Source organism: Gordonia sp. CPCC 205333, from assembly GCF_048537885.1.
Classification (GTDB): domain Bacteria; phylum Actinomycetota; class Actinomycetes; order Mycobacteriales; family Mycobacteriaceae; genus Gordonia.
Genome location: NZ_JBCLVI010000001.1, coordinates 329,943 through 348,382, shown reverse-complemented (window position 1 = coordinate 348,382; position 18,440 = coordinate 329,943). Strand labels below are relative to the sequence as shown.

The 18,440-nt window shown below is 62.6% G+C and carries 15 protein-coding genes and 1 tRNA gene; 11 read left to right on the top strand and 5 right to left on the bottom strand.

Annotated elements, in window-relative coordinates; all coding sequences use genetic code 11:
- Positions 1-2 precede the first annotated feature (2 nt).
- A complete protein-coding gene (locus AAFP29_RS01600) occupies positions 3-1,538 on the top strand; it encodes an AMP-binding protein (RefSeq protein WP_419215548.1) in 1,536 nt (511 codons plus the stop codon).
- Here the strand turns inward: AAFP29_RS01600 and AAFP29_RS01595 are convergent.
- The gene (locus AAFP29_RS01595) at positions 1,498-3,093 is read right to left on the bottom strand and encodes a DHA2 family efflux MFS transporter permease subunit (RefSeq protein ID WP_419215547.1); all 1,596 of its coding nucleotides are present in this window, start codon (positions 3,091-3,093) and stop codon (positions 1,498-1,500) included. The two genes, AAFP29_RS01600 and AAFP29_RS01595, sit on opposite strands and share 41 nt — an antisense overlap.
- A 108-nt stretch (positions 3,094-3,201) precedes the next feature.
- Between AAFP29_RS01595 and AAFP29_RS01590 the strand changes: the two genes are divergently transcribed.
- Positions 3,202-3,792 carry a TetR/AcrR family transcriptional regulator gene (locus tag AAFP29_RS01590; RefSeq protein WP_419215546.1) on the top strand — a complete coding sequence of 197 codons (591 nt, stop codon included), beginning with the start codon at positions 3,202-3,204 and terminating at the stop codon, positions 3,790-3,792.
- Here AAFP29_RS01590 and AAFP29_RS01585 read toward each other — a convergent pair whose 3' ends face one another.
- Positions 3,793-5,484 (bottom strand): alkaline phosphatase D family protein, encoded by a 1,692-nt coding sequence (locus tag AAFP29_RS01585; protein ID WP_419215545.1) that lies wholly within the window; start codon positions 5,482-5,484, stop codon positions 3,793-3,795.
- A gap of 94 nt (positions 5,485-5,578) precedes the next feature.
- On the opposite strand from AAFP29_RS01585, the gene AAFP29_RS01580 reads away from it, so the two are divergent.
- Positions 5,579-6,331 carry a MerR family transcriptional regulator gene (locus AAFP29_RS01580; protein ID WP_419215544.1) on the top strand — a complete coding sequence of 251 codons (753 nt, stop codon included), beginning with the start codon at positions 5,579-5,581 and terminating at the stop codon, positions 6,329-6,331.
- Between the two features lie 5 nt (positions 6,332-6,336).
- Here AAFP29_RS01580 and AAFP29_RS01575 read toward each other — a convergent pair whose 3' ends face one another.
- The 3 genes from AAFP29_RS01575 to dcd form a co-directional block, all read right to left on the bottom strand.
- Complete coding sequence (locus AAFP29_RS01575; RefSeq protein WP_419215543.1) at positions 6,337-7,215, bottom strand: hypothetical protein; 879 nt, start codon at positions 7,213-7,215, stop codon at positions 6,337-6,339.
- A 3-nt stretch (positions 7,216-7,218) separates the two neighbouring features.
- The gene (locus AAFP29_RS01570; protein ID WP_419215542.1) at positions 7,219-8,637 is read right to left on the bottom strand and encodes a UDP-glucose dehydrogenase family protein; all 1,419 of its coding nucleotides are present in this window, start codon (positions 8,635-8,637) and stop codon (positions 7,219-7,221) included.
- Positions 8,638-8,744: 107 nt separating this feature from the next.
- On the bottom strand, positions 8,745-9,329 hold the full coding sequence (dcd, locus tag AAFP29_RS01565; protein ID WP_419215541.1) for a dCTP deaminase: 585 nt from the start codon (positions 9,327-9,329) through the stop codon (positions 8,745-8,747).
- Positions 9,330-9,609: 280 nt separating this feature from the next.
- On the opposite strand from dcd, the gene AAFP29_RS01560 reads away from it, so the two are divergent.
- The 8 genes from AAFP29_RS01560 (at position 9,610) to AAFP29_RS01525 (ending at position 18,438) form a co-directional block, all read left to right on the top strand.
- Complete coding sequence (locus AAFP29_RS01560) at positions 9,610-10,968, top strand: hypothetical protein (RefSeq protein ID WP_419215540.1); 1,359 nt, start codon at positions 9,610-9,612, stop codon at positions 10,966-10,968.
- A 69-nt stretch (positions 10,969-11,037) separates the two neighbouring features.
- Positions 11,038-12,951, top strand: a complete 1,914-nt coding sequence (locus tag AAFP29_RS01555) for a sphingolipid ceramide N-deacylase (RefSeq protein ID WP_419215539.1) — start codon at positions 11,038-11,040, stop codon at positions 12,949-12,951.
- The gene (locus AAFP29_RS01550; protein ID WP_419215538.1) at positions 12,948-14,282 is read left to right on the top strand and encodes an MFS transporter; all 1,335 of its coding nucleotides are present in this window, start codon (positions 12,948-12,950) and stop codon (positions 14,280-14,282) included. The genes AAFP29_RS01555 and AAFP29_RS01550 overlap by 4 nt, the downstream gene beginning before the upstream one ends.
- Positions 14,279-15,757: a pyridoxal phosphate-dependent decarboxylase family protein gene (locus AAFP29_RS01545; protein WP_419215537.1), complete on the top strand. Its 1,479-nt coding sequence runs from the start codon at positions 14,279-14,281 to the stop codon at positions 15,755-15,757. The genes AAFP29_RS01550 and AAFP29_RS01545 overlap by 4 nt, the downstream gene beginning before the upstream one ends.
- Positions 15,758-15,837: 80 nt before the next feature.
- Positions 15,838-15,911: transfer RNA gene (locus AAFP29_RS01540), tRNA-Gly, on the top strand.
- Positions 15,912-15,914: 3 nt separating this feature from the next.
- Positions 15,915-16,247 carry a hypothetical protein gene (locus AAFP29_RS01535; protein ID WP_419215536.1) on the top strand — a complete coding sequence of 111 codons (333 nt, stop codon included), beginning with the start codon at positions 15,915-15,917 and terminating at the stop codon, positions 16,245-16,247.
- Entirely contained in the window at positions 16,244-16,585 is a 342-nt protein-coding gene (locus tag AAFP29_RS01530) for a DUF1801 domain-containing protein (RefSeq protein WP_419215535.1), read from the top strand. The genes AAFP29_RS01535 and AAFP29_RS01530 overlap by 4 nt, the downstream gene beginning before the upstream one ends.
- Positions 16,586-16,806: 221 nt before the next feature.
- On the top strand, positions 16,807-18,438 hold the full coding sequence (locus tag AAFP29_RS01525) for a peptide ABC transporter substrate-binding protein (protein WP_419215534.1): 1,632 nt from the start codon (positions 16,807-16,809) through the stop codon (positions 18,436-18,438).
- Positions 18,439-18,440 lie beyond the last annotated feature (2 nt).

The following is an 18,440-nucleotide window of genomic DNA, read 5'->3' as shown; positions in this document are numbered from 1 at the left end:
TCATGCGCATCGTCGACTTCCTCGACAAGGGCGCCTCGCTGAATCGCGAGGCGCCTTGCCTCACCACCGACGGCGAATCAATGTCGTACGCCGACGTTGTGGCGCTATCCAATTCGGTTGCGTCCGCATTGGTTGCCCACGGTGTCGCTCCCGGTGACAAGGTGGGAATTCTGTCCGCCAATGACCCGACTTCATTTACGTGCATCTTCGGTATCAGTCGCGCGGGTGCGGTCTGGTGCCCGATCAATCCACGTAATGAAGCTGCCGAGAATCAGCAGTTGCTCGATCAATTCGATTGCAGCGTATTGATTTACCAGGCATCATTCGCTCCCCTCGTCGCCAAGATCCGGCCGGCGCTCACCAAGGTGCACACCTGGGTTTGCCTCGACGACGACGATGACAGGGCGCTGAGCTTGGCGGAATTCCTCTCCGCCGGAACAGGTTCGGCACCGGATGCTCGAGCCGGAGATGATCTGGCGATGATCGCCGGGACCGGCGGCACCACCGGTACGCCCAAGGGAGTGATGCTGACCGGCACCAATCTCGAGACGATGTCGGCGATCACGCTGATGGCCTACCCATTCGTCGGACGACCGATCTACCTCGCGCTGGCGCCGCTGACGCATGCGGCGGGGGTGCTGTGTTTCCCGATTATGTGCCTCGGCGGCGAGATAGTCATCATGCGCAAGCCAGATGTCGGGGATTTCCTGACGCATCTGGAACGACACCAGGTGACGCACACCTTCCTACCGCCGACGTTGCTCTATATGGTCCTAACAAACGCTGCCCTTGATTCCACCGATCGCTCTGCGCTGCAATGCTTCTGGTACGGGGCCGCGCCGATGTCACCCGCTCGGTTGACAGAGGCGTTGAGCCGGATCGGCCCGGTTATGGCGCAATTGTTCGGGCAGACCGAAGCTCCGATGATGGTGTCGACGATGGCTCCGGCGGACCATTTCAACGACGATGGTTCGGTTGCTACGCAACGTCTTTCGTCTGCGGGTCGTCCGTCACCACTGGTGACGCTGGCGATTATGGACACCAAGGGCAACCAACTGCCGCGAGGTGAGCGAGGCGAGATCGTGGTGCGTTCGTCATTGGTGACACCCGGCTACTACCTGAATCCCACCGCGACCGCGGAGGCCTCCGAATTCGGCTGGCATCACACCGGCGACATCGGTTTCCTCGACGACGACGGCTACCTGTTCATCGTTGACCGTGCGAAAGACATGATCATCACCGGCGGCTTCAATGTGTACTCGGTAGAGGTGGAGCAAGCGCTACTGGCTCACCCAGATGTTCAGGATTGCGCCGTCATCGGCCGACCGGACGAGAAGTGGGGCGAACGAGTCGAGGCGGTGGTCCAGCCACGTGCCGGCCACACCGTAGACCCAGACGCGGTGACCGTATTCGTCAAAGAGCGGATCGGCAGTGTGAAGACGCCGAAGGTCGTACACGTGTGGCCCGATCTTCCCCGGTCCAAAGTGGGCAAAGTCGTCAAACCTGATGTGAAAGCCCAACTGGCGCAGTCTGGTTAATCTCTTCATCGGCAGAAGAAGATTCTGCCCCATTGACTCGGCCGTCGTCGGTGTCGCTGCGCGATCCCCCCAACGCCCAACCGCCGACGACGGCCGATACCACCGAAATGCCGACGGCAACCCACGTCGCCTGCTGCAAACCATCGATGAATACGTCGGCGACCGCGGCCCGGACAGCGTCCACCGCTTGTCCGGGTGACCGCAGCGCCACCTCGACGCCGGCCATCACCGACTGCTGTGCGATGTCGCGCGCCGGTGCCGGAACGCCCAGATCGGTCAGTCGCACACCGACATTCGCCACGTAGACCGATGTCAGAACCGAACCGAGCACCGCGACACCGAGCGTGCCGCCGATCTCGCGGGTCGTGTCGTTGATGGCCGAGCCGGCACCGGCCTGTTCGGGGGTCAACGCGTCCATGATCACTTGCGTGCACGGCCCGGAGATCAGCGCCAGTCCCGCCGCCATCAGCATCATCGACCAAATGATCAGCCCGAAGTACGTCGAGTCGCGATCAATGAATTCCACCAGCCCGAATCCGGTCGCCATCAGCAATGCGCCGATGACTGCGACCACCCGCGGTCCGAACCGATGCGAGGCGACCATCGCAACTGGCGACAATGCCGCCACCACCAACGCGAATGGCAAGGTGCGAACCCCAGCTTGTAACGGCGTATAGCCCATCACCGCCTGGAAGAACTGGGTGATCAGGAAGATGAACCCGAATAGTGCGAAGAAGGCGACCGCGATCATTCCGGCCGCACCGGCGAACCGGCGATTGGCGAACAGGGCGACATTGAAGATGGGATGCGCTATCCGAAGCTGGTGAACCACGAAGATGCCCAGAATTGCCACCGCCACAACAAGTCCGCCGATTGTGCGCCAGGTGAGCCAGCCGACCGTCGGGCCTTCGATCACCGAGTAGGTAAGCAAACCGAGTCCCGCGACGGAGAGGACAACGCCGGCTACGTCGAAGCGCGGCAGGGCAATTGAACGTTTCGCTGGTGCTGGGATGACGAGGAGCACCGCGCCGAGAGCCAACGCTCCAAAGGGCACGTTGACCCAGAACACCGAGGCCCAGGAAAAGTGGTTCAGCAGCCAGCCACCGAGGACCGGGCCGATAGCGACGGCCATCCCCGACGTCGCGGCCCAGACTCCCACCGCCGCCGCCCGCTCCTTCGCTTCGGTGAACGTCGCGACAATGAGGGCCAACGTTGCCGGAAAGACCAGTGCGGCAAACATTCCCAGTCCCGCGCGAGTGGTGATCAGCTGCCCGAGTGTTGTCGATAGCGCAGCCGCCACTGACACCGCCATGAATCCGACCACGCCAATGGCGAGCATCTTGCGGTGTCCGAATCGATCGCCGAGGTAGCCGCCAGCGAGCAGCAGCCCTGCGAATACCAGTGTGTAGGCATCGACGATCCACTGCAGACCTGAAATGCCGGCGTCGAGGTCGCGCCCCAGGGTCGGCAGGGCGACGTTGACGATCGTATTGTCGACCATTACCAGCAGCTCGGCGAAGCACAGGGCCACCAGCGCAATCCACTTATTCTTCATGAGTCCGCATCCAATCGACATCTAATAGAACGTTGTCCTACGTAGATAGAACACCGTTCTATTATTCGTGTCAAGGATTTGTAGAACAACGTTCTGTAACCTGAATGTATGTCCGACTCACCGTCCAAGCGCGCGACATCGCGCACCCCCGCCAGCCAGATCCGCACCTCACTCGTCGCGGCGGGTCGTCGAATCCTGGAAGACAGTGGTGAGTCGGGATTAACCATTCGCGCCGTCGCCTCGGCGGCGGGCGTGGCCCCAATGGGCGTCTACAACCACTTCGATGGCAAGGAGGGCCTACTCAACGCCGTCGTCACCGACGGCTTCCGCGAATTCGCGACGATCATCGACGCAAGCGACGACGACGCGGCACAGCGCCTGGCCAACTCCGGCCGCGGCTACCGTCGCTTCGCTCTCGCCAATCCAACGCTGTACTCGCTGATGTTCGCCCGCGATTGTCATCCGGAGACCGAAATCGCGGGTAACGCGTTCGAGGTGCTCACCGAGACCATCCGCTACGGACAGACCGGTGGGATCATCCGCGACGGAGATCCGTATTCGATCGCGTTGCAGGTGTGGTCCTGCGTGCACGGGGCGATGAGCCTGGAACTCGGCGCAGGACTCCCCGACGTCGTCGAAGCTGGCGCGAATTTCGAGAACGTGATCGAGTTGATCGCGCGGGGTCTGGCCAAGGACTAGCTACTCGGTGATGGCGCCGGTTACCCTCGTCAGTCTTCGCGCGCCCGCGCCTACCCGCCACGACTCGGCATGAATTTGCGGCGTGTTCCGTATGGTCCGATCAGCGACAAAATACCAATCCATTTGGGCCGCATCGGATGTCACCGTGAATACGCCATACCCGTGCGAGTCTGTCTCCACCCAGCGGGTGTTCCGGTTGGTAGCCATGATGGCTGCGGCGGCCGGCAGACCGAGGGTGTGCTCGGGGACGTTCACGTCGTCATCGAGATTATTCGACGTCACCGACGGAACGACGAATTCCGTTGCGATACTTCCCGATCCGGGATAGTCCGATGGCTTGCGTGGCACTTCACACGCCCACGACATGTGAATGTCGCCGGTGATGAACACCGTGTTGCGCTTGCCTGAACGGTCGATCGCGTCGAGTAGCCGCTTACGGTCAGCGGTGTAACCGTCCCAGGAATCGGCATTGAAGCGTGCGCCGTCTGCGGGCAACCCGATCAGGTCGGTGAGCACTCGCGTGCGCTCAGGGTCCAACGGCGGCAACAGGATCGGTGAGATCATCACCGGATTGCCGACGATCTGCCAACGCGTCTGCGACGTCGAGATACCGTTGGTCAGCCAGTTCATCTGGGCGCGGCCGGTGATCGTCGCACGCGGATCGTCGATCTTGGCCGATAATTGCGTCGGGGACTCGTCCCGATAGGTTCGCAAGTCCAGCATCGACAACTCCAGCAACGTTCCATAGCGCACGCGCCGGTACAGGTGCCGACCGGCGGCGTCAGCGACCGGACGGACCGGCATCCACTCGTAATATGCCTTTTCCGAGTTGGCCTTACGCGCCGACCAGGACCCCTGCGACGGCTTGTGATTCTCCGCGCCGGTCCGCCACGAATCATTCGCGGATTCGTGATCGTCCCAGGTACAGATGAACGGCACTCGCCCGTGCAGTTGCTGTAGATCAAGATCGGATTTGTACTGCGCGTGACGAATTCGATAGTCAGCGAGACTGACGATGTCGTGCCGAGGCCGGTGGTCGCGAACCGGACCGGCCTTGGCGGTGTATTCGCCGACCCCGTACTCGTAGAGATAATCACCAAGGTGGACAACGGCATCGAGATTGCGCGTGTTACTCAGGTGGCGGTACGCGGCGAAGTAGCCAGCCTCCCAGTTGGCACAACTGACTACTCCGAACCGCACCTTCGCTATTGCGTCATCATGACGTGGCGCGGTTTTGGTGCGGCCGACCGGCGAGAATCCTCGGGCCCGCGCACCGGCGCTGACGACTCGAAATCGGTACCAGTAGAAGGTCTTCGGCGACAGGCCGGTGACGTCGACCTTGACCGTGTGATCACTGGCCGGACCGGTTGTCGTCACCCCCGAGGCCGCAACCGATTCGAAAGATTCCGACGTCGATAACTCCCACGCGACGCTTACCGCGCCACCGCGGCCCGACCCCGGGGTCGCATCAGGCGTCGGGGTAACCCTGGTCCAGATGATCACCCCGTCGGCAAGCGGGTCGCCCGAGGCCACACCATGAGCGAAAATCGCTCGCGCGGCGGGAGCGGCCGACGCTGCCCCGGCCGCGAAGGAACCAGCAACTCCGGCCGCGATCGCACCGGCTCCGGCTGCGCCGAGAATCCGACGCCGGCTGACCGACGGGCCGGAATGGGGCATTTCGAAATCAGACATCGGATAGATCCTGCACCGCCCGCTTTTCGTGAATACGAACGGGGGATGAACAGCAGCCTGTCCGTACTATTCGCCGACCTGAGAAGATTGTCAGATGACCGAGTACCGCATCGACGATCTGGCCCGCGCCGCCGGCACCACGACCCGGAACGTACGCGGCTATCAGGACCGCGGCCTGTTGCCGCGACCGGTGCGGCGCGGACGGATAGCCATCTACACCGATGCGCATCTCTCCCGACTGCGGGTGATCAACAATCTGCTGCGGCGCGGCTTCACGATCCGCCACATCAGCGACTTTCTGTTAGGGATCCAACGCGGCGACGACCTCGCTGATGTTCTCGGGCTCAACGAGGTGGTGACCGAACCCTGGTCGACGTCGACGTCGACCACGATGACCGCAACCGATTTGAAAGAACTGCTCAACACCGCCAATCCCGCACAAATGGCTCGCCTCGTCGAATTCGGTCTGCTCGAACCGATTGCCGAATCCGATCCGTCCGCGTATACGGTCAACGACGCCGACACCATCTTCGCCTATTCGCGGCTGGTCAAACTCGGTATCGCGCTCGCCGATATCAGCGAAGTCCACGGGCGAGTGGACGCCGAGATGAGCGGTATCGCAGCGACGCTCATCTCGTCGGGACGACGCGCTATCACCGACCAGTATTCGGACGGCTGGTTGCCGAAGACCGACAGCGAGTCCGATTGGGCCGCTGAGCTTCTCGGCGAATTGCGCCGTGCAGGAATGGTTTCGGCGCACAATATGCTGAACCGTGCTCTTGACCGCGACATGGCCCGACAGCTGAGTCAGTATCTCGAAGCGAGCAGGAACGAACGAGTCGACTAGTCGGTCTACGGCAACACGATCGGCGGCAGGCCGGGAATCGGATTCGGCACGGTGCGTCGCTTCGGCGCCGTCCGCTGCGGCTGACGTTTGGGTCCCGACGTCGTGCGTCGTGCGTTATCCGACGACGAGCCGGGCGAGGATGATCCCGAACTCCGCGACTTCGTCGTCGGCTCCGGCGCGTCATAGGTCGCGGCGGGTCGACGCGCAAGGGCGATGTCTTGCGCCTTCGCGGTCGGCGTTGTGGTCGGAACAGTCACCGAGGTCTCATGCGTCCGGGTCTGCGCCACCGTCTGAGTGGTCTGCTCAGAATCGGGTGCCCACGCCGCGATCAGTACCGTCGCGACAGCTGCCGCGAGTATGGCCGATGCCGCCCCGAACAACATCCGCGACGCCACCGTCGGCTTGGCCCGCACACGCGGTCCACGGGGAGGGCGAAGTTCGCTCGGCAAGGGCTCCAAGTCGGCCGGAGTTGGCATGCGACCGCGGGGAATCGAACTACGCGGCGTGAATTCCGGATGCGGCAAGACGGTGAGCCGAATGGGTGCGAGAGGCTGCGTCGGAGGATCATCGGATTCGACGTCGACCGCCGTTCGATGCCGCGAGCCGCGTCGGGTCACCGACGTGATGTCGTTGCGAGTGACCCGGAACAGGCGAACGTAATCCTCACCCATGACGAAGGTCCCCTCGCAACGCGCCAGGTTGCGTCGCGCCTGGGCGATCTGAGCAAGCAACTCCGCACGCCAGGCCTCCCCTTCGGGTTCTGCCACCCGACCCGTCGCGACCAGGTAATTCATCAGTTCAACGTCGTCCTGCGCAGCCGCGCCAAACACCGCGTCACCGCGCCGCGCCGCGTCGGCGGGGTTAGGCGGAAGTACTGCGGTCATGACCTAAACTAACACGCCTGGCGATCTCGAATCACGTGTTTGCCTCATCAAACGGTCGCGTGAACTGCCCGAAACCGCCTCGGCGGCCTCATCCGGCCTACTCCCGATCGCCAAGTACCGCCATCCCGCGGCCCGCCAGGCTTCCGGATTCAGGCAGCGCCGACCATCGACGACGACCCGCCGCGCGACAATCGAAGCCAGCTCCTCCGGCGCCATATGGACGAACTCAGCCCATTCGGTAGCCACGATCACCACATCGGCGGATCGGGCCGCATCGGATGCAGACGACGCGAACCGCAACGTCGGGTACAGCTTGCGTGCGTTATCCATCGCCTTAGGATCGAAGACGCTCACCCGCGCACCGCGCAAGGAAAGCTGGCCCGCGACGTTGAGCGCCGGAGAGTCGCGCACATCATCGCTCTCAGGTTTGAACGCAGCGCCGAGTATCGCCACATTCGCGCCCAGAACTGTTCCACCACAAGCATCTTCGACGAGGTCGACCATCGCGGTGCGACGTCGCATGTTGACGGCGTCGACCTCCCGGAGAAATGCCAGGCTGTCGCCCGCTCCGAGTTCTTCAGCCCGCGCGGCGAACGCACGGATATCTTTCGGGAGGCACCCGCCGCCGAATCCCAGTCCGGCGTTGAGGAACCGGCGACCGATCCGCGCGTCGTATCCGATGGCGTCGGCCAGCGTGGAGATGTCGCCGCCGACCACCTCGCAGATCTCGCTTACCGCGTTGATGAACGAGATCTTGGTGGCCAGAAACGCATTGGCCGAGACCTTAACCAATTCCGCTGTGGGCCAATCGGTTCGGACGAATGGCACGCCTGCCTCGAAAATCTCGCGGTACAGTTCGCTGATAACGCCTTCGGCCTTGGAATCAGCACGATCGCCGTCGATACCCAATACGATCCGGTCCGGCGACAAGGTGTCCTCGACCGCGAAACCCTCGCGCAGGAACTCGGGGTTCCAGGCCAATTCGACGCTAGCGTCGACGTCGGCGGTGAGTTCGGCGATGCGCTGATTCAGTTCGGCCGAGGTTCCCACCGGCACCGTGGACTTGCCGACGATTAAGTGGCGGCCCCGAAGTCGGGAGACTAGCGCTTCGACAGCGCCGAAGACTTGACTCATATCTGCTCGCTGCGACCGCTCCTGCTGGGGAGTCCCCACCCCGAGGAAATGCACCGAGGCGTGATCAGCAGCCTCGCGATAGTCGGTAGTGAATCGCAGCCGCCCGGCATCGATGTTGCGTCGCAACACATCTGAGAGGCCCGGCTCGAAGAAGGGCACCTCGCCGCGCGACAGTCGGTCAATCTTTGCGCTGTCGGTGTCGACACCGAGAACATCGTGCCCCAACTCGGCCATACAGGCCGCATGAGTGGCACCGAGATAACCGCATCCGATAACTGTGACCTTCATACTCAAGTGACTACGGGGTCAGCCTGTCATCCGGGCTGCGACGACATGACGTGGGGGTGAATGCTCTTGGCGCGCAAGGTTGCAGTTGGCCCCCAGGCCAACTGCCGTTAACTCGGTGGTGTCGCTGGACGGGTGAAGTTCAGGTACGCCTTCGACGGCGTCGGGCCCCGTTGGCCCTGGTACTTCGAACCGACTTTATCGCTGCCGTACGGATGCTCGGCCGGTGAGGACAGGCGAATCAGGCACAGTTGGCCGATCTTCATCCCGGGCCAGAGCGTGATCGGCAGGTTCGCGACGTTGGACAGTTCCAGTGTGATGTGCCCGGAAAAGCCCGGATCGATAAAACCCGCCGTCGAATGGGTAAGCAAACCGAGGCGGCCGAGCGACGACTTACCCTCCAGGCGACCGGCCAGATTGTCGGGCAGCGTGCACACCTCAAGCGTCGAGCCAAGCACGAACTCCCCGGGATGCAGTACGAATGGCTCACCGGCCACCGGCTCGACCAGAGAGGTCAGCTCATCTTGGCGCTGCGCGGGGTCGATATGCGTATACCGGGTGTTGTTGAACACTCGGAACAGTCCGTCCAGCCGAACATCGACGCTGGACGGCTGAACCAGAGCGGCGTCGTAGGGTTCGATCGCCAGCGCACCCGCGGCGATCTCGGCGCGAATATCGCGATCTGAGAGCAGCACGTCCGTCACCCTAGCTGACGCGCCGGGCGACCCTGGCACAAGTTGGCCGGGAAGTGAACAGTTGGAAGCACCACAATCCTCGAGTCGCCGTGACCATTCCGCGCCCTTATCGTTACCCAAGCTGCTCTAATTCCGGATGGGCACCGATAAACGGTGACCACCAGCCCTCAATCAGTTCGTTTGCATAGTCACAAGGTCGGGAAACCATATGCTGCGGTCGAATCGCCGCCTGCCTTCGGTCAGGCGGGCACTCATTGCGTCGCTATCAGTCGTGCTCACCATGACGGTCGGGCTCTCGGTGACCGAACGGTCCGCCGGGGTGGCACACGCGGCTCCGACGGCGGTGATCACACCGGCCGACACTCCCAAAGAGTGTGTCGGATCTCAATTCGCGACCCTCGGCGAGGTCTTCGACTCGCTATTCGACTCGTTTGTGCCGAATCTGCCGAAGGCGGCACGTGACCAAGCCCCTGCGCTGAAAGCCAAGGCGCACAAGGATATGACCGCCGCGCGCGTCTCGACGCTGTGGGTGTCCAACCATCCAACTCAGCTCGGCGCCGACGACAAAGCCCCGATCCTGACCTACCGCGATCCCATCTCGCAGTGGATCGTCACCCAACTGATCAATGTCCGCGAAGGCCAAGCGACCAAGGCGATTTCGGTTGAGAACCTCACGCTGGCCCAGGCGGTCGAGACCGCCTGGCTCTATCTCTATGTCACGGTCATCGTGCCGCTGACCATCGCCCGGCGCAGCGTACCGCCGATCGGCACCGTGTTCGGCCCGATCAGTATCGGCACGCTGATCACGCTGCCGATCTTCCTCGGCATCTTCGCCGCGACACAGCTCTACAAGGTGATCTCGGCCAAGCTGATCGACTCCTGCATCGTCTCGGTCACCAAGGCGGAGAAGGACAATGCGGGCAAGCCGATCAAAAACCTCACCTTCACCGGCGATGTCCCGGCGATCGTCAAAGACCTCGCCGGACAGGTTCAGTTGGCCGATCCCGATCACTGCCCCTCAATCGGCACGCTGCCGCTCTCCCGTATTGCGACCCGCACCTCGAATTATCTGCGCTACCTCAACAAAGATCCGAAGGTCGATGCACAGATCGTGCGGCTGACCAAACAACTTCAGGGCGGAATGAAGCACGCGCAAGTGCCGCACAACATGATTCCGGCCGACCCCGCTGACTTCAACACCGCGGAAACAATCTTGTCGGGTCTACTGGTGCTGGTTCCCTATGTCGGCGGCGCACCTGCCGATATAGCGATCGGCCTCACGCACAACTATCACGAGGGCGCTGACTTCACCAAGACGATGCCACTGTCGGATCTGACGGTCACCAAGTCGCTGACCGCGGCCTACTACGCATATGCCATCTCGACTCACCTGCTTAGCGTCGCGTGGGACAACGCGGGTGTCGATCCGGCCGCGCAAGCTGCCAACCTACTGTTCCCCGGACTGAATATCACCGGCGACCTGATCCCGCGAAGCGGCGGAATTCTCAGCGCCCCCAATCTCTACGGACTCGTCGTGTTCCACAACGTGCTGCGGTCAATGTGCTTGTCCGAGGACTACGACGAGTCAGCCAATCGCAGCGCACCTGACGCGAAGACCCAACGGCTGCGCCGCTTCTGAGCCGACGTCGTTTCGGTCGGCGTGATCAAAACCCGTCCGTTCGCCGCGTCGAAATGGCAGACTGCCCAAATGCGACACGGGTACCGATGGCGGCTGCCCGTCGTGGTGATGATGATGGTTGGGATTGTGTGCGGTATCGACACCCCCGTGTCCAACGCCACTCCGCCGAGTTCGCCCGCGTATGACCTGGCCGGGAAATGCCTCACGCTCACAGATAGTTCCGGGCAGCGGATCGGTGGCGGTCCGCTAACGGCGAAAGCCGCGGCACTCGGAGAATTTCTGCTGTACGGCACCGATGCCAAGGTCGTCGATGCTGACGCGTCACGCGGTTTCGTTACCTCGTCGGTGCCGTCCGCACGCTCGGTCTGGTCGATTGGCCGCACCGGCAAGACTTTTCGCCTCAGCTCGGTGGCCACCTCCGTGTCGCATAACGCTGTTCGAATCTCGCCCGTCAGCGGTTGCCGAGCGTTTCCCGAAGCCGAACTCAACGTCTCCGGGACACCGTCTTCCGGTACCGACAGCGCCGGCAACGTCAGCGGATTTGTAGACTCGCATGCACACTTGATGGCCAGCCAGTACCTCGGCGGCGAGCTACTCTGCGGCAAACCGTATAGCCCGCTGGGGATTTCGGCCGCACTGCGTGACTGCCCCGACCATCAACCTGCCGGCATCCCCGCGATCGGCGAGATGGTGCTATCCCGTCCCGGTCCGCACGACACCTCGGGATGGCCATCGTTCACCGGTTGGCCCCGGTGGGATTCGTTGACCCACCAGCAGACCTACTATCGATGGATCGAGCGGGCGTGGCGATCAGGGCTGCGCATGATTCAGAATTACTACGTACAGAATCGGATTCTGTGCGAACGCTATCCGCTGCGAGACCAACCATGTGACGAGATGGAGTCAGTACGTATCCAGCACCGAATGCTGGTCGGACTGCAGAACTATGTCGATGCGCAAGCCGGCGGGCCCGGCAAGGGATTCCTGCGGATCGTCTCAACGGCTGCGGATGCGCGTCGCGTCATCGCGGCGGGCAAGGTGGCCGTCACACTTGGTATCGAGGTGTCGGAGCCGTTCGGTTGCCGGGAGAACGGCGGTTCGTGTTCAGCCGCCGACATCGACCGGAGCCTCAATGAGTTGAATGCCATGGGGATTCGCCAGATCATCCTGACCCACAAGTTCGACAATGCGCTTGGTGGCACCCGATTCGATCAGGGCACCACGGGCGTAGCGGTCAATGCCGGCGAGGTTCTCGCTACCGGACACCCATGGCAGACCGAACGGTGCCGGACCAGTCAACGGGACAATCCCGTCGTCGGATACCCCCGCGGTCAATGCAATATTCGCGGGCTGACCTCCCTCGGTGAATATACCGTCGCGGGAATCATTAAGCGCCACATGGTTATCGACGTAGACCACCTCAGTGTGAAATCCGCGACGCGAGTACTCGATCTTGTTGGCGCACAGCACTACCCCGGCGTCGTGTCGTCGCATACGTGGACCGACAAGACCAATTACCGCCGGATTCTGACGGACGGCGGAATCGTCGGGCTGTTCGCCACCCCCGCACAGGCCGATCCCGGCGAGACCGGCCGGCACGGCGATATGCCGCCGGACTTCCTGTCGGCGTGGAGAGTAGTTCGCGCACAACAGAGTTCCAACTACTACTTCGGCCTTGGCTTCGGTCCCGATATGGGCGGGCTCGGGAAGCAGGCACATCCGCGATCATCGGCGCGGACCTCGCCGGTCCGCTACCCGTATGTCAGCGCCGACGGCGGCAGTCGAATCAGTAAGCAACACACCGGGACCCGCTACTTCGATGTGAATATCGACGGGACATCGCACTACGGGCTACTGCCCGATTGGATCGAGAGTTTGCGCATCCAGGCCGGGCCGGACGGAGCCGCGGTCGTGAGTGATCTATTCCGGGCGGCTGAGGCCTATACCCGCATGTGGGAGCGCGTGGAAGCCTATCGGCGGTGAGTCAGCGCATCTCACGGCGGAGTTACCTCGGTTATGCCGCGGGTAGCGTCGGTACCGGCGGGTTCGGTGTACTTCCCGGCTTGGTGCTTGCCTTCTACCTGACCGATACCCTGGCAGTCACAGCGATTCTCGCTTCATTCGTGGTGCTGGTGCCCAAAGTCATCGACGTGCTGCTCAATCCGATCATCGGGGCGCGCAGCGATGCCGACAAGCGACTAATGGGGACGCGGCGGCGGCTCATGGTGATCGGCGCCCTCGCCATCGCGCCGCTGTTCGTGCTCACCTTCTCTGCCCCTACGGTGTGGCCATCGTGGGCCGCCGCTGGTTGGGTCCTTGTCGCGTTCTCGTTGACCGCGGTGGCGTTCAGCTGTTTTCAGGTGCCCTACGTCGCACTTCCGGCCGACCTGACCGACGACTACAACGAACGGACCCGGCTGGTATCGGGTCGTATCGCGGTTCTCGCGGCGACCATTTTGGTTGTCGGCGCAGGCGGGCCGGCGATCCGCGATGCGGTTGGCGGAGCTTCTGGATACGCGGTAATGGCGCTCGCGGCGGGGTTGTTGATAAGTGCGGGAATGCTTCTCGCTACGGTATGGGCCGCGTGGCGAGGCGGTTCGTCCGCCGGTGCGGCGTCGCCGCACGGCTCCTACCGTGCGGCATTCGGCGCGGTCACCGGAGGCGGGCGGTTTCCAATCCTGTTGTCCGTGTACGTGATTCAGGCGCTGGCGTCGGCGATTCCACTGGCTGGCGCACCGTATCTGGCCAAATACGTACTTGAGCGGGACGGCGCGGTTACTTTGCTCTTTGTCGCGTTAGTCGCGCCAGCAATCGTGGTGATGCCACTCTGGTCATTCGTCGGCCAGCGAATCGGCAAGGTGGCCGCGTTGCGTTGGGCATCAGCGATTTTCGCGGTGGCGATGCTGACGCTGCTCGCCGCCGGATGGTGGAGCGGCGCCTGGGTGTATCTATCGATCTGCGCCGCCGGAGTCGGGTACGCGGGGATGCAGATCTTTCCGTTGGCCATCCTGCCGGACGTCATCGACGAACGATCCAAGCGAGTGGGCGCCGATCAGGGCGGTTCGATGTCGGGTTTGTGGACTGCTTGCGAAGCAGTAGGTTTGGCACTGGGACCGGCCGTATTCCTGGCGGTCTTGGCGGTCACCGGGTTTGTATCGTCGCGCGGCGACGAGACTGTGACACAACCAGATAGCGCGGTGTGGGGGATCGTCGTCGGCTTCTCGGTGGTGCCCGCGGTACTTGTCCTGGTAACGCTCGCGGTGTTGCGTAGATTGACGGATACGCCAGTGAAATTGTTAGGAGACAGTCGATGACAGCTGATCCGCGCTCGGTTCGCATACTGGCGGAACTCGAATCGCTGCGGGACAACGACGCCCCGACGCACGGTGGTCGGGTGCTGTCCTACGTCTACGACTCCGGGTTAGCCGAACTCGACGAGCTTGCCGCCGCGGCGGCGCGGTTGGTTCAGCCGGTCAACGGCCTGGATCCAACGGTCTTCACCTCGGTGGCCGCGATGGAGCGCGAGGTGATCACCTTTGGCCGCAAGATCTTTCACGGCGACCAGACCGTCGGCTCGGTAACGTCGGGCGGGACGGAGAGTTGCCTGCTGGCCGTCAAAGCAGCTCGCGATCATGCGGGAATCGCAGCGGGTTCCGGATCGATCGTCGTGCCGTCAACCGCGCATGCCGCTTTCGACAAAGCAGCCAAACTGCTTGGCGTGCAGATTATTCGGGTGCCGGTTGACGTCGGGACTACCGCTGTGACGGTCGGCGCGGTCGAAGCTGCGCTACGCGACGATACTTTCTTGATCGTGGCCTCTGCGCCGAATTATCCGACCGGCACTGCGGATCCCGTCGTCGAGCTGGGAGAGCTCGCGCTGGCGCGGGAATTGCCGCTACACGTCGATGCGTGTCTCGGCGGGTTCGCGCTGGCCTGGTGGCCGGATGAGTCGTTGCCGCCGTGGGACTTTCGGGTACCTGGCGTTACCAGCCTGTCCGCGGACTTACACAAGTACGGGTACACACCGAAGGGTGCGTCGCTACTGCTGCATTCCGACCGGGACCGGCATCGTGCGCAGTATTTCGCGACGACGGACTGGCCGGGCTATCCGGTGGTTAACCCCACGCTGTTGGGTTCACGGTCGGCGGCGGGCTTGGCGGCGTCGTGGGCGATCATCGAGTACCTGGGCGAGGACGGTTTTCGTAATCTGGTTGTGCGCGTGGCCGATTCGTCACGCCGGTTGACCAAGGCCATTGACGGCATCGACGGACTGCGGGTTGTCGGGGAGCCGGTTGGACCAGTGTTCGCGGTGGCGAGTGACCCGACGTCGGGGACCGTGGTCGATACGCATCGATGGTCGGAGGCGGTTTCGAAGCGGGGATTCGCACTGCAGGTGCAGCCCGGGTATACCCAAACCGATGGCACTGTATTGCCGCCGACGACCCACCTGACCATCACGCCGGTTACCGAGCAGATCGTCGATGAACTTGTTGAGGCATTTGTCGCAGCGGCCGACGAGGTGCGGGGATTGCCTGCCCAGGAGCCACCGCAGGCGTTGGCTGAACTGGCCGAATTGCTGGCTGGTGGTTCGCTCGACATCGACACCGTGCTTGGCCTGCCCAGTGAAGCGACGGCGGCGGCGTTGGTCGCCGCAGGCGTCGACCCACACGGTGGGGGTAGCGGCGAACTCGACATGCCGGCCATAGTGGCTGCGGTGCAAGCACTTCCACGATCTGTGACGGCGAAGATGCTGGCCGAGTTCCTGGCGTCGTTTACGAACCCGGCGTAGGTGGCGGATGGATCGACCGGAGTGCCGAGGCGGTCCCTGCCTCGTCGTTTGCTAGGCTTTGCTGGCGAGCTCGCTCGCACGCCGATGTAGTTCAATGGCAGAACATCAGCTTCCCAAGCTGAATACGCGGGTTCGATTCCCGTCATCGGCTCCACGCTTGACTGCAGCGGCGATGGCCGACGAATTCGAGCACGGCCAAATCACTCCCGCCGGCACACCCGAGGCAGGCGCGTGCGCTGGCGTGCGACTGCGCGACGGCCGTCCGGTTGGCCGTAAGAGTCCCGGCGGCAACACTCCAACCACATCGGTTCGCTTGCCGGCGTCGATCCGCGGACGTCGTGATCGGCAGGCAGGGCGAGCGCCTAAGTTCCGATTGAAATCCACCTCGTTTACCCGTATCCACCTCACTCACCGAGCAAGGTGGATTCGGGTAGATGAGGTGGATTTGCTCGCGGCAACCCCAGCCGCCCCGAGTACCGTTACCCCATGACAACCGACTGGCGCGAAGCCCGAGTCTCCGAAATCCGCCGACTAATCAACGAGGCTGAGCCCGACATCGACGAAGAAGTAAAGTGGCGCAAGCCTTCTAACCCCGACGGTGTACCCACCTTCTCGCTCGACGGTCTCGTCTGCACGCTGGAAACCTACAAGGACAAGATCAAAGTCACCTTCGCGCAAGGCGCAGCACTCCCCGACCCCGCCAAGGTGTTCAACGCCAGTCTCACCGCGGGCACGCGGCGCGCGGTCGACCTCAAGGAAGCCGACACCCTCGCCGCAGCCGCCTTCGTCGACCTGATCAAAGCGGCCGTCGCGTTGAACCGAAGCTAACGGCGGCCAAACACCATAAAAACGGCATCCATGCGTCTTGTCGCACGCGTGGCTAAAGAGTGTGAGACAGTAAGCCACTGAGCCACGATTCAACATCACGTGACAACGATGGTGAAGAGTTCTGCGGCCGGGGGAAATACAAGAAGTGAGTTGCGCACGGCGGCAACACCGCTGTGCCACGCCCACTGAAGCCGGCCGAAAGGCCGACTCACACGGAGGTAGTGGTGAGAAGACGAAGTCGACTGACCGCAGCGCGAGTGATCCTCGCAATCGCGGCAACGTCGAGCCTGGTACTAGCGGGCTGCAGCATGGACGGCGCCAAAGGCGTCTACGGCAGCGGCCCCGACGCGATAATCCGGGTGAACGCCGGCGAACCCCAGAGCGGGCTATTGCCGACCGACACCAACGAGAATATGGGCGGACGTGTCGTCGACGCCCTATTCACCGGGCTCTACACATACCGCGCCGACGGCACGCCCGAGCTCGCGAACGCCGAATCTGTCGCGACCACCGACAATAAGCATTTCGTCGTCAAACTCAAACGCGACTGGACGTTCACCGACGGCACTCCGGTGAAGGCGTCGAATTACGTGCGAGCGTGGAACTTTGGCGCGTCGATCGAGAATCTGCAGAAGCAGCAGATCCTGTTCTCCCCGATCGCGGGCTACGAGGCGGTGTCCGAGAAGGGCGCGACCACCAACCAAATGAGCGGCCTGAAGGTGGTCGACGACTACACCTTCACCGTCGACCTCACCGCCCCAAACATCGACTTCAAACTGTCCCTCGGCTTCACTCCATTCAAGCCACTGCCCGACGTTTTCTTCGTCGAGGGCAAAGAGAAATTCGGGCAGAACCCGGTGAGCAATGGGCCGTACAAGTTCAAACAGTGGCGGCACAACGTACAGCTCGACGTCGTGCGCAATGACGACTACAAAGGCCCCAAACCGAAGAACGGCGGCATCGCGTTCATCATGTACGAGTCATACGACTCGGCCTACACGGACCTGCTGTCAAATAACCTCGACGCGCTGGACACCATCCCGAATAGTGCCCTGCGTTCATTCCGAAAGACGCTCGGCGACAAGGCAATTACCCAGTCGTCAGCCCAGATGCTGGCCTTCGCGATTCCAGAATATCTCGATCACTTCAAAGACGACGAAGAGGGACGTCTACGGCGGCAAGCGATTTCGATGTCGATCAACCGCCAGCAGGTGATCGACGTCGTCTTCCGAGGCCTCCGCAATCCGTCACTGGATTTCACGGCGCGATCGGTCCCGGGCTGGGACGGCAACATCCCCGGCAACGAGAACGTGAAGTACAACCCCGACAAGGCCCGCCAGAAATGGGCGCAGGCCAACGCCATTCGACCGTGGAGCGGATCCTTCGGCATCGCCTACAACTCCGACGGCGACCACAAACAGTGGATTGACGCGGTCGCCATTCAGATCAAGAACACGTTGAAAATCGACGCCGAGGGTAAGCCCTATGCCACCTTCAAACAGATCCGCGACGAGCTGACCAAACACACGCTCAAATCGGCGGGCCGCAACGGCTGGCAAGGCGATTACCCCTCGCTGATGAACTTCCTGCAGTCGCAGTACCTAACCGACGGCGGCTCGAACGACAGTGGCTACAGCAATCCCGACTTCGACGCCAAGATGACTCAGGCACAACAAGCGGTAGACCCCGCCCAATCGAGCCGGCTGGTAAACGAGGCACAGGCCCTTCTCCTCCGCGACCTCCCAGCAGTTCCGCTCTGGGACTACATCGCGGCTGCCGGTGTCGGCGACGGCATCAAGGGCGAACTGGGCTGGAGCGGCCTCTTCGACTTCCCGAACCTCACGAAAGAGTAGCG

Coding starts and splice junctions, on each gene's coding strand:
- AAFP29_RS01595 (WP_419215547.1), bottom strand. CDS start 3,093: ATGAAGAATAAGTGGATTGCGCTGGTGGCCCTGTGCTTCGCCGAGCTG.
- AAFP29_RS01570 (WP_419215542.1), bottom strand. CDS start 8,637: ATGAAGGTCACAGTTATCGGATGCGGTTATCTCGGTGCCACTCATGCG.
- AAFP29_RS01590 (WP_419215546.1), top strand. CDS start 3,202: ATGTCCGACTCACCGTCCAAGCGCGCGACATCGCGCACCCCCGCCAGC.
- AAFP29_RS01600 (WP_419215548.1), top strand. CDS start 3: ATGCGCATCGTCGACTTCCTCGACAAGGGCGCCTCGCTGAATCGCGAG.
- AAFP29_RS01530 (WP_419215535.1), top strand. CDS start 16,244: ATGACAACCGACTGGCGCGAAGCCCGAGTCTCCGAAATCCGCCGACTA.
- AAFP29_RS01585 (WP_419215545.1), bottom strand. CDS start 5,484: ATGTCTGATTTCGAAATGCCCCATTCCGGCCCGTCGGTCAGCCGGCGT.
- AAFP29_RS01545 (WP_419215537.1), top strand. CDS start 14,279: ATGACAGCTGATCCGCGCTCGGTTCGCATACTGGCGGAACTCGAATCG.
- AAFP29_RS01560 (WP_419215540.1), top strand. CDS start 9,610: ATGACGGTCGGGCTCTCGGTGACCGAACGGTCCGCCGGGGTGGCACAC.
- AAFP29_RS01575 (WP_419215543.1), bottom strand. CDS start 7,215: ATGACCGCAGTACTTCCGCCTAACCCCGCCGACGCGGCGCGGCGCGGT.
- AAFP29_RS01555 (WP_419215539.1), top strand. CDS start 11,038: ATGCGACACGGGTACCGATGGCGGCTGCCCGTCGTGGTGATGATGATG.
- AAFP29_RS01580 (WP_419215544.1), top strand. CDS start 5,579: ATGACCGAGTACCGCATCGACGATCTGGCCCGCGCCGCCGGCACCACG.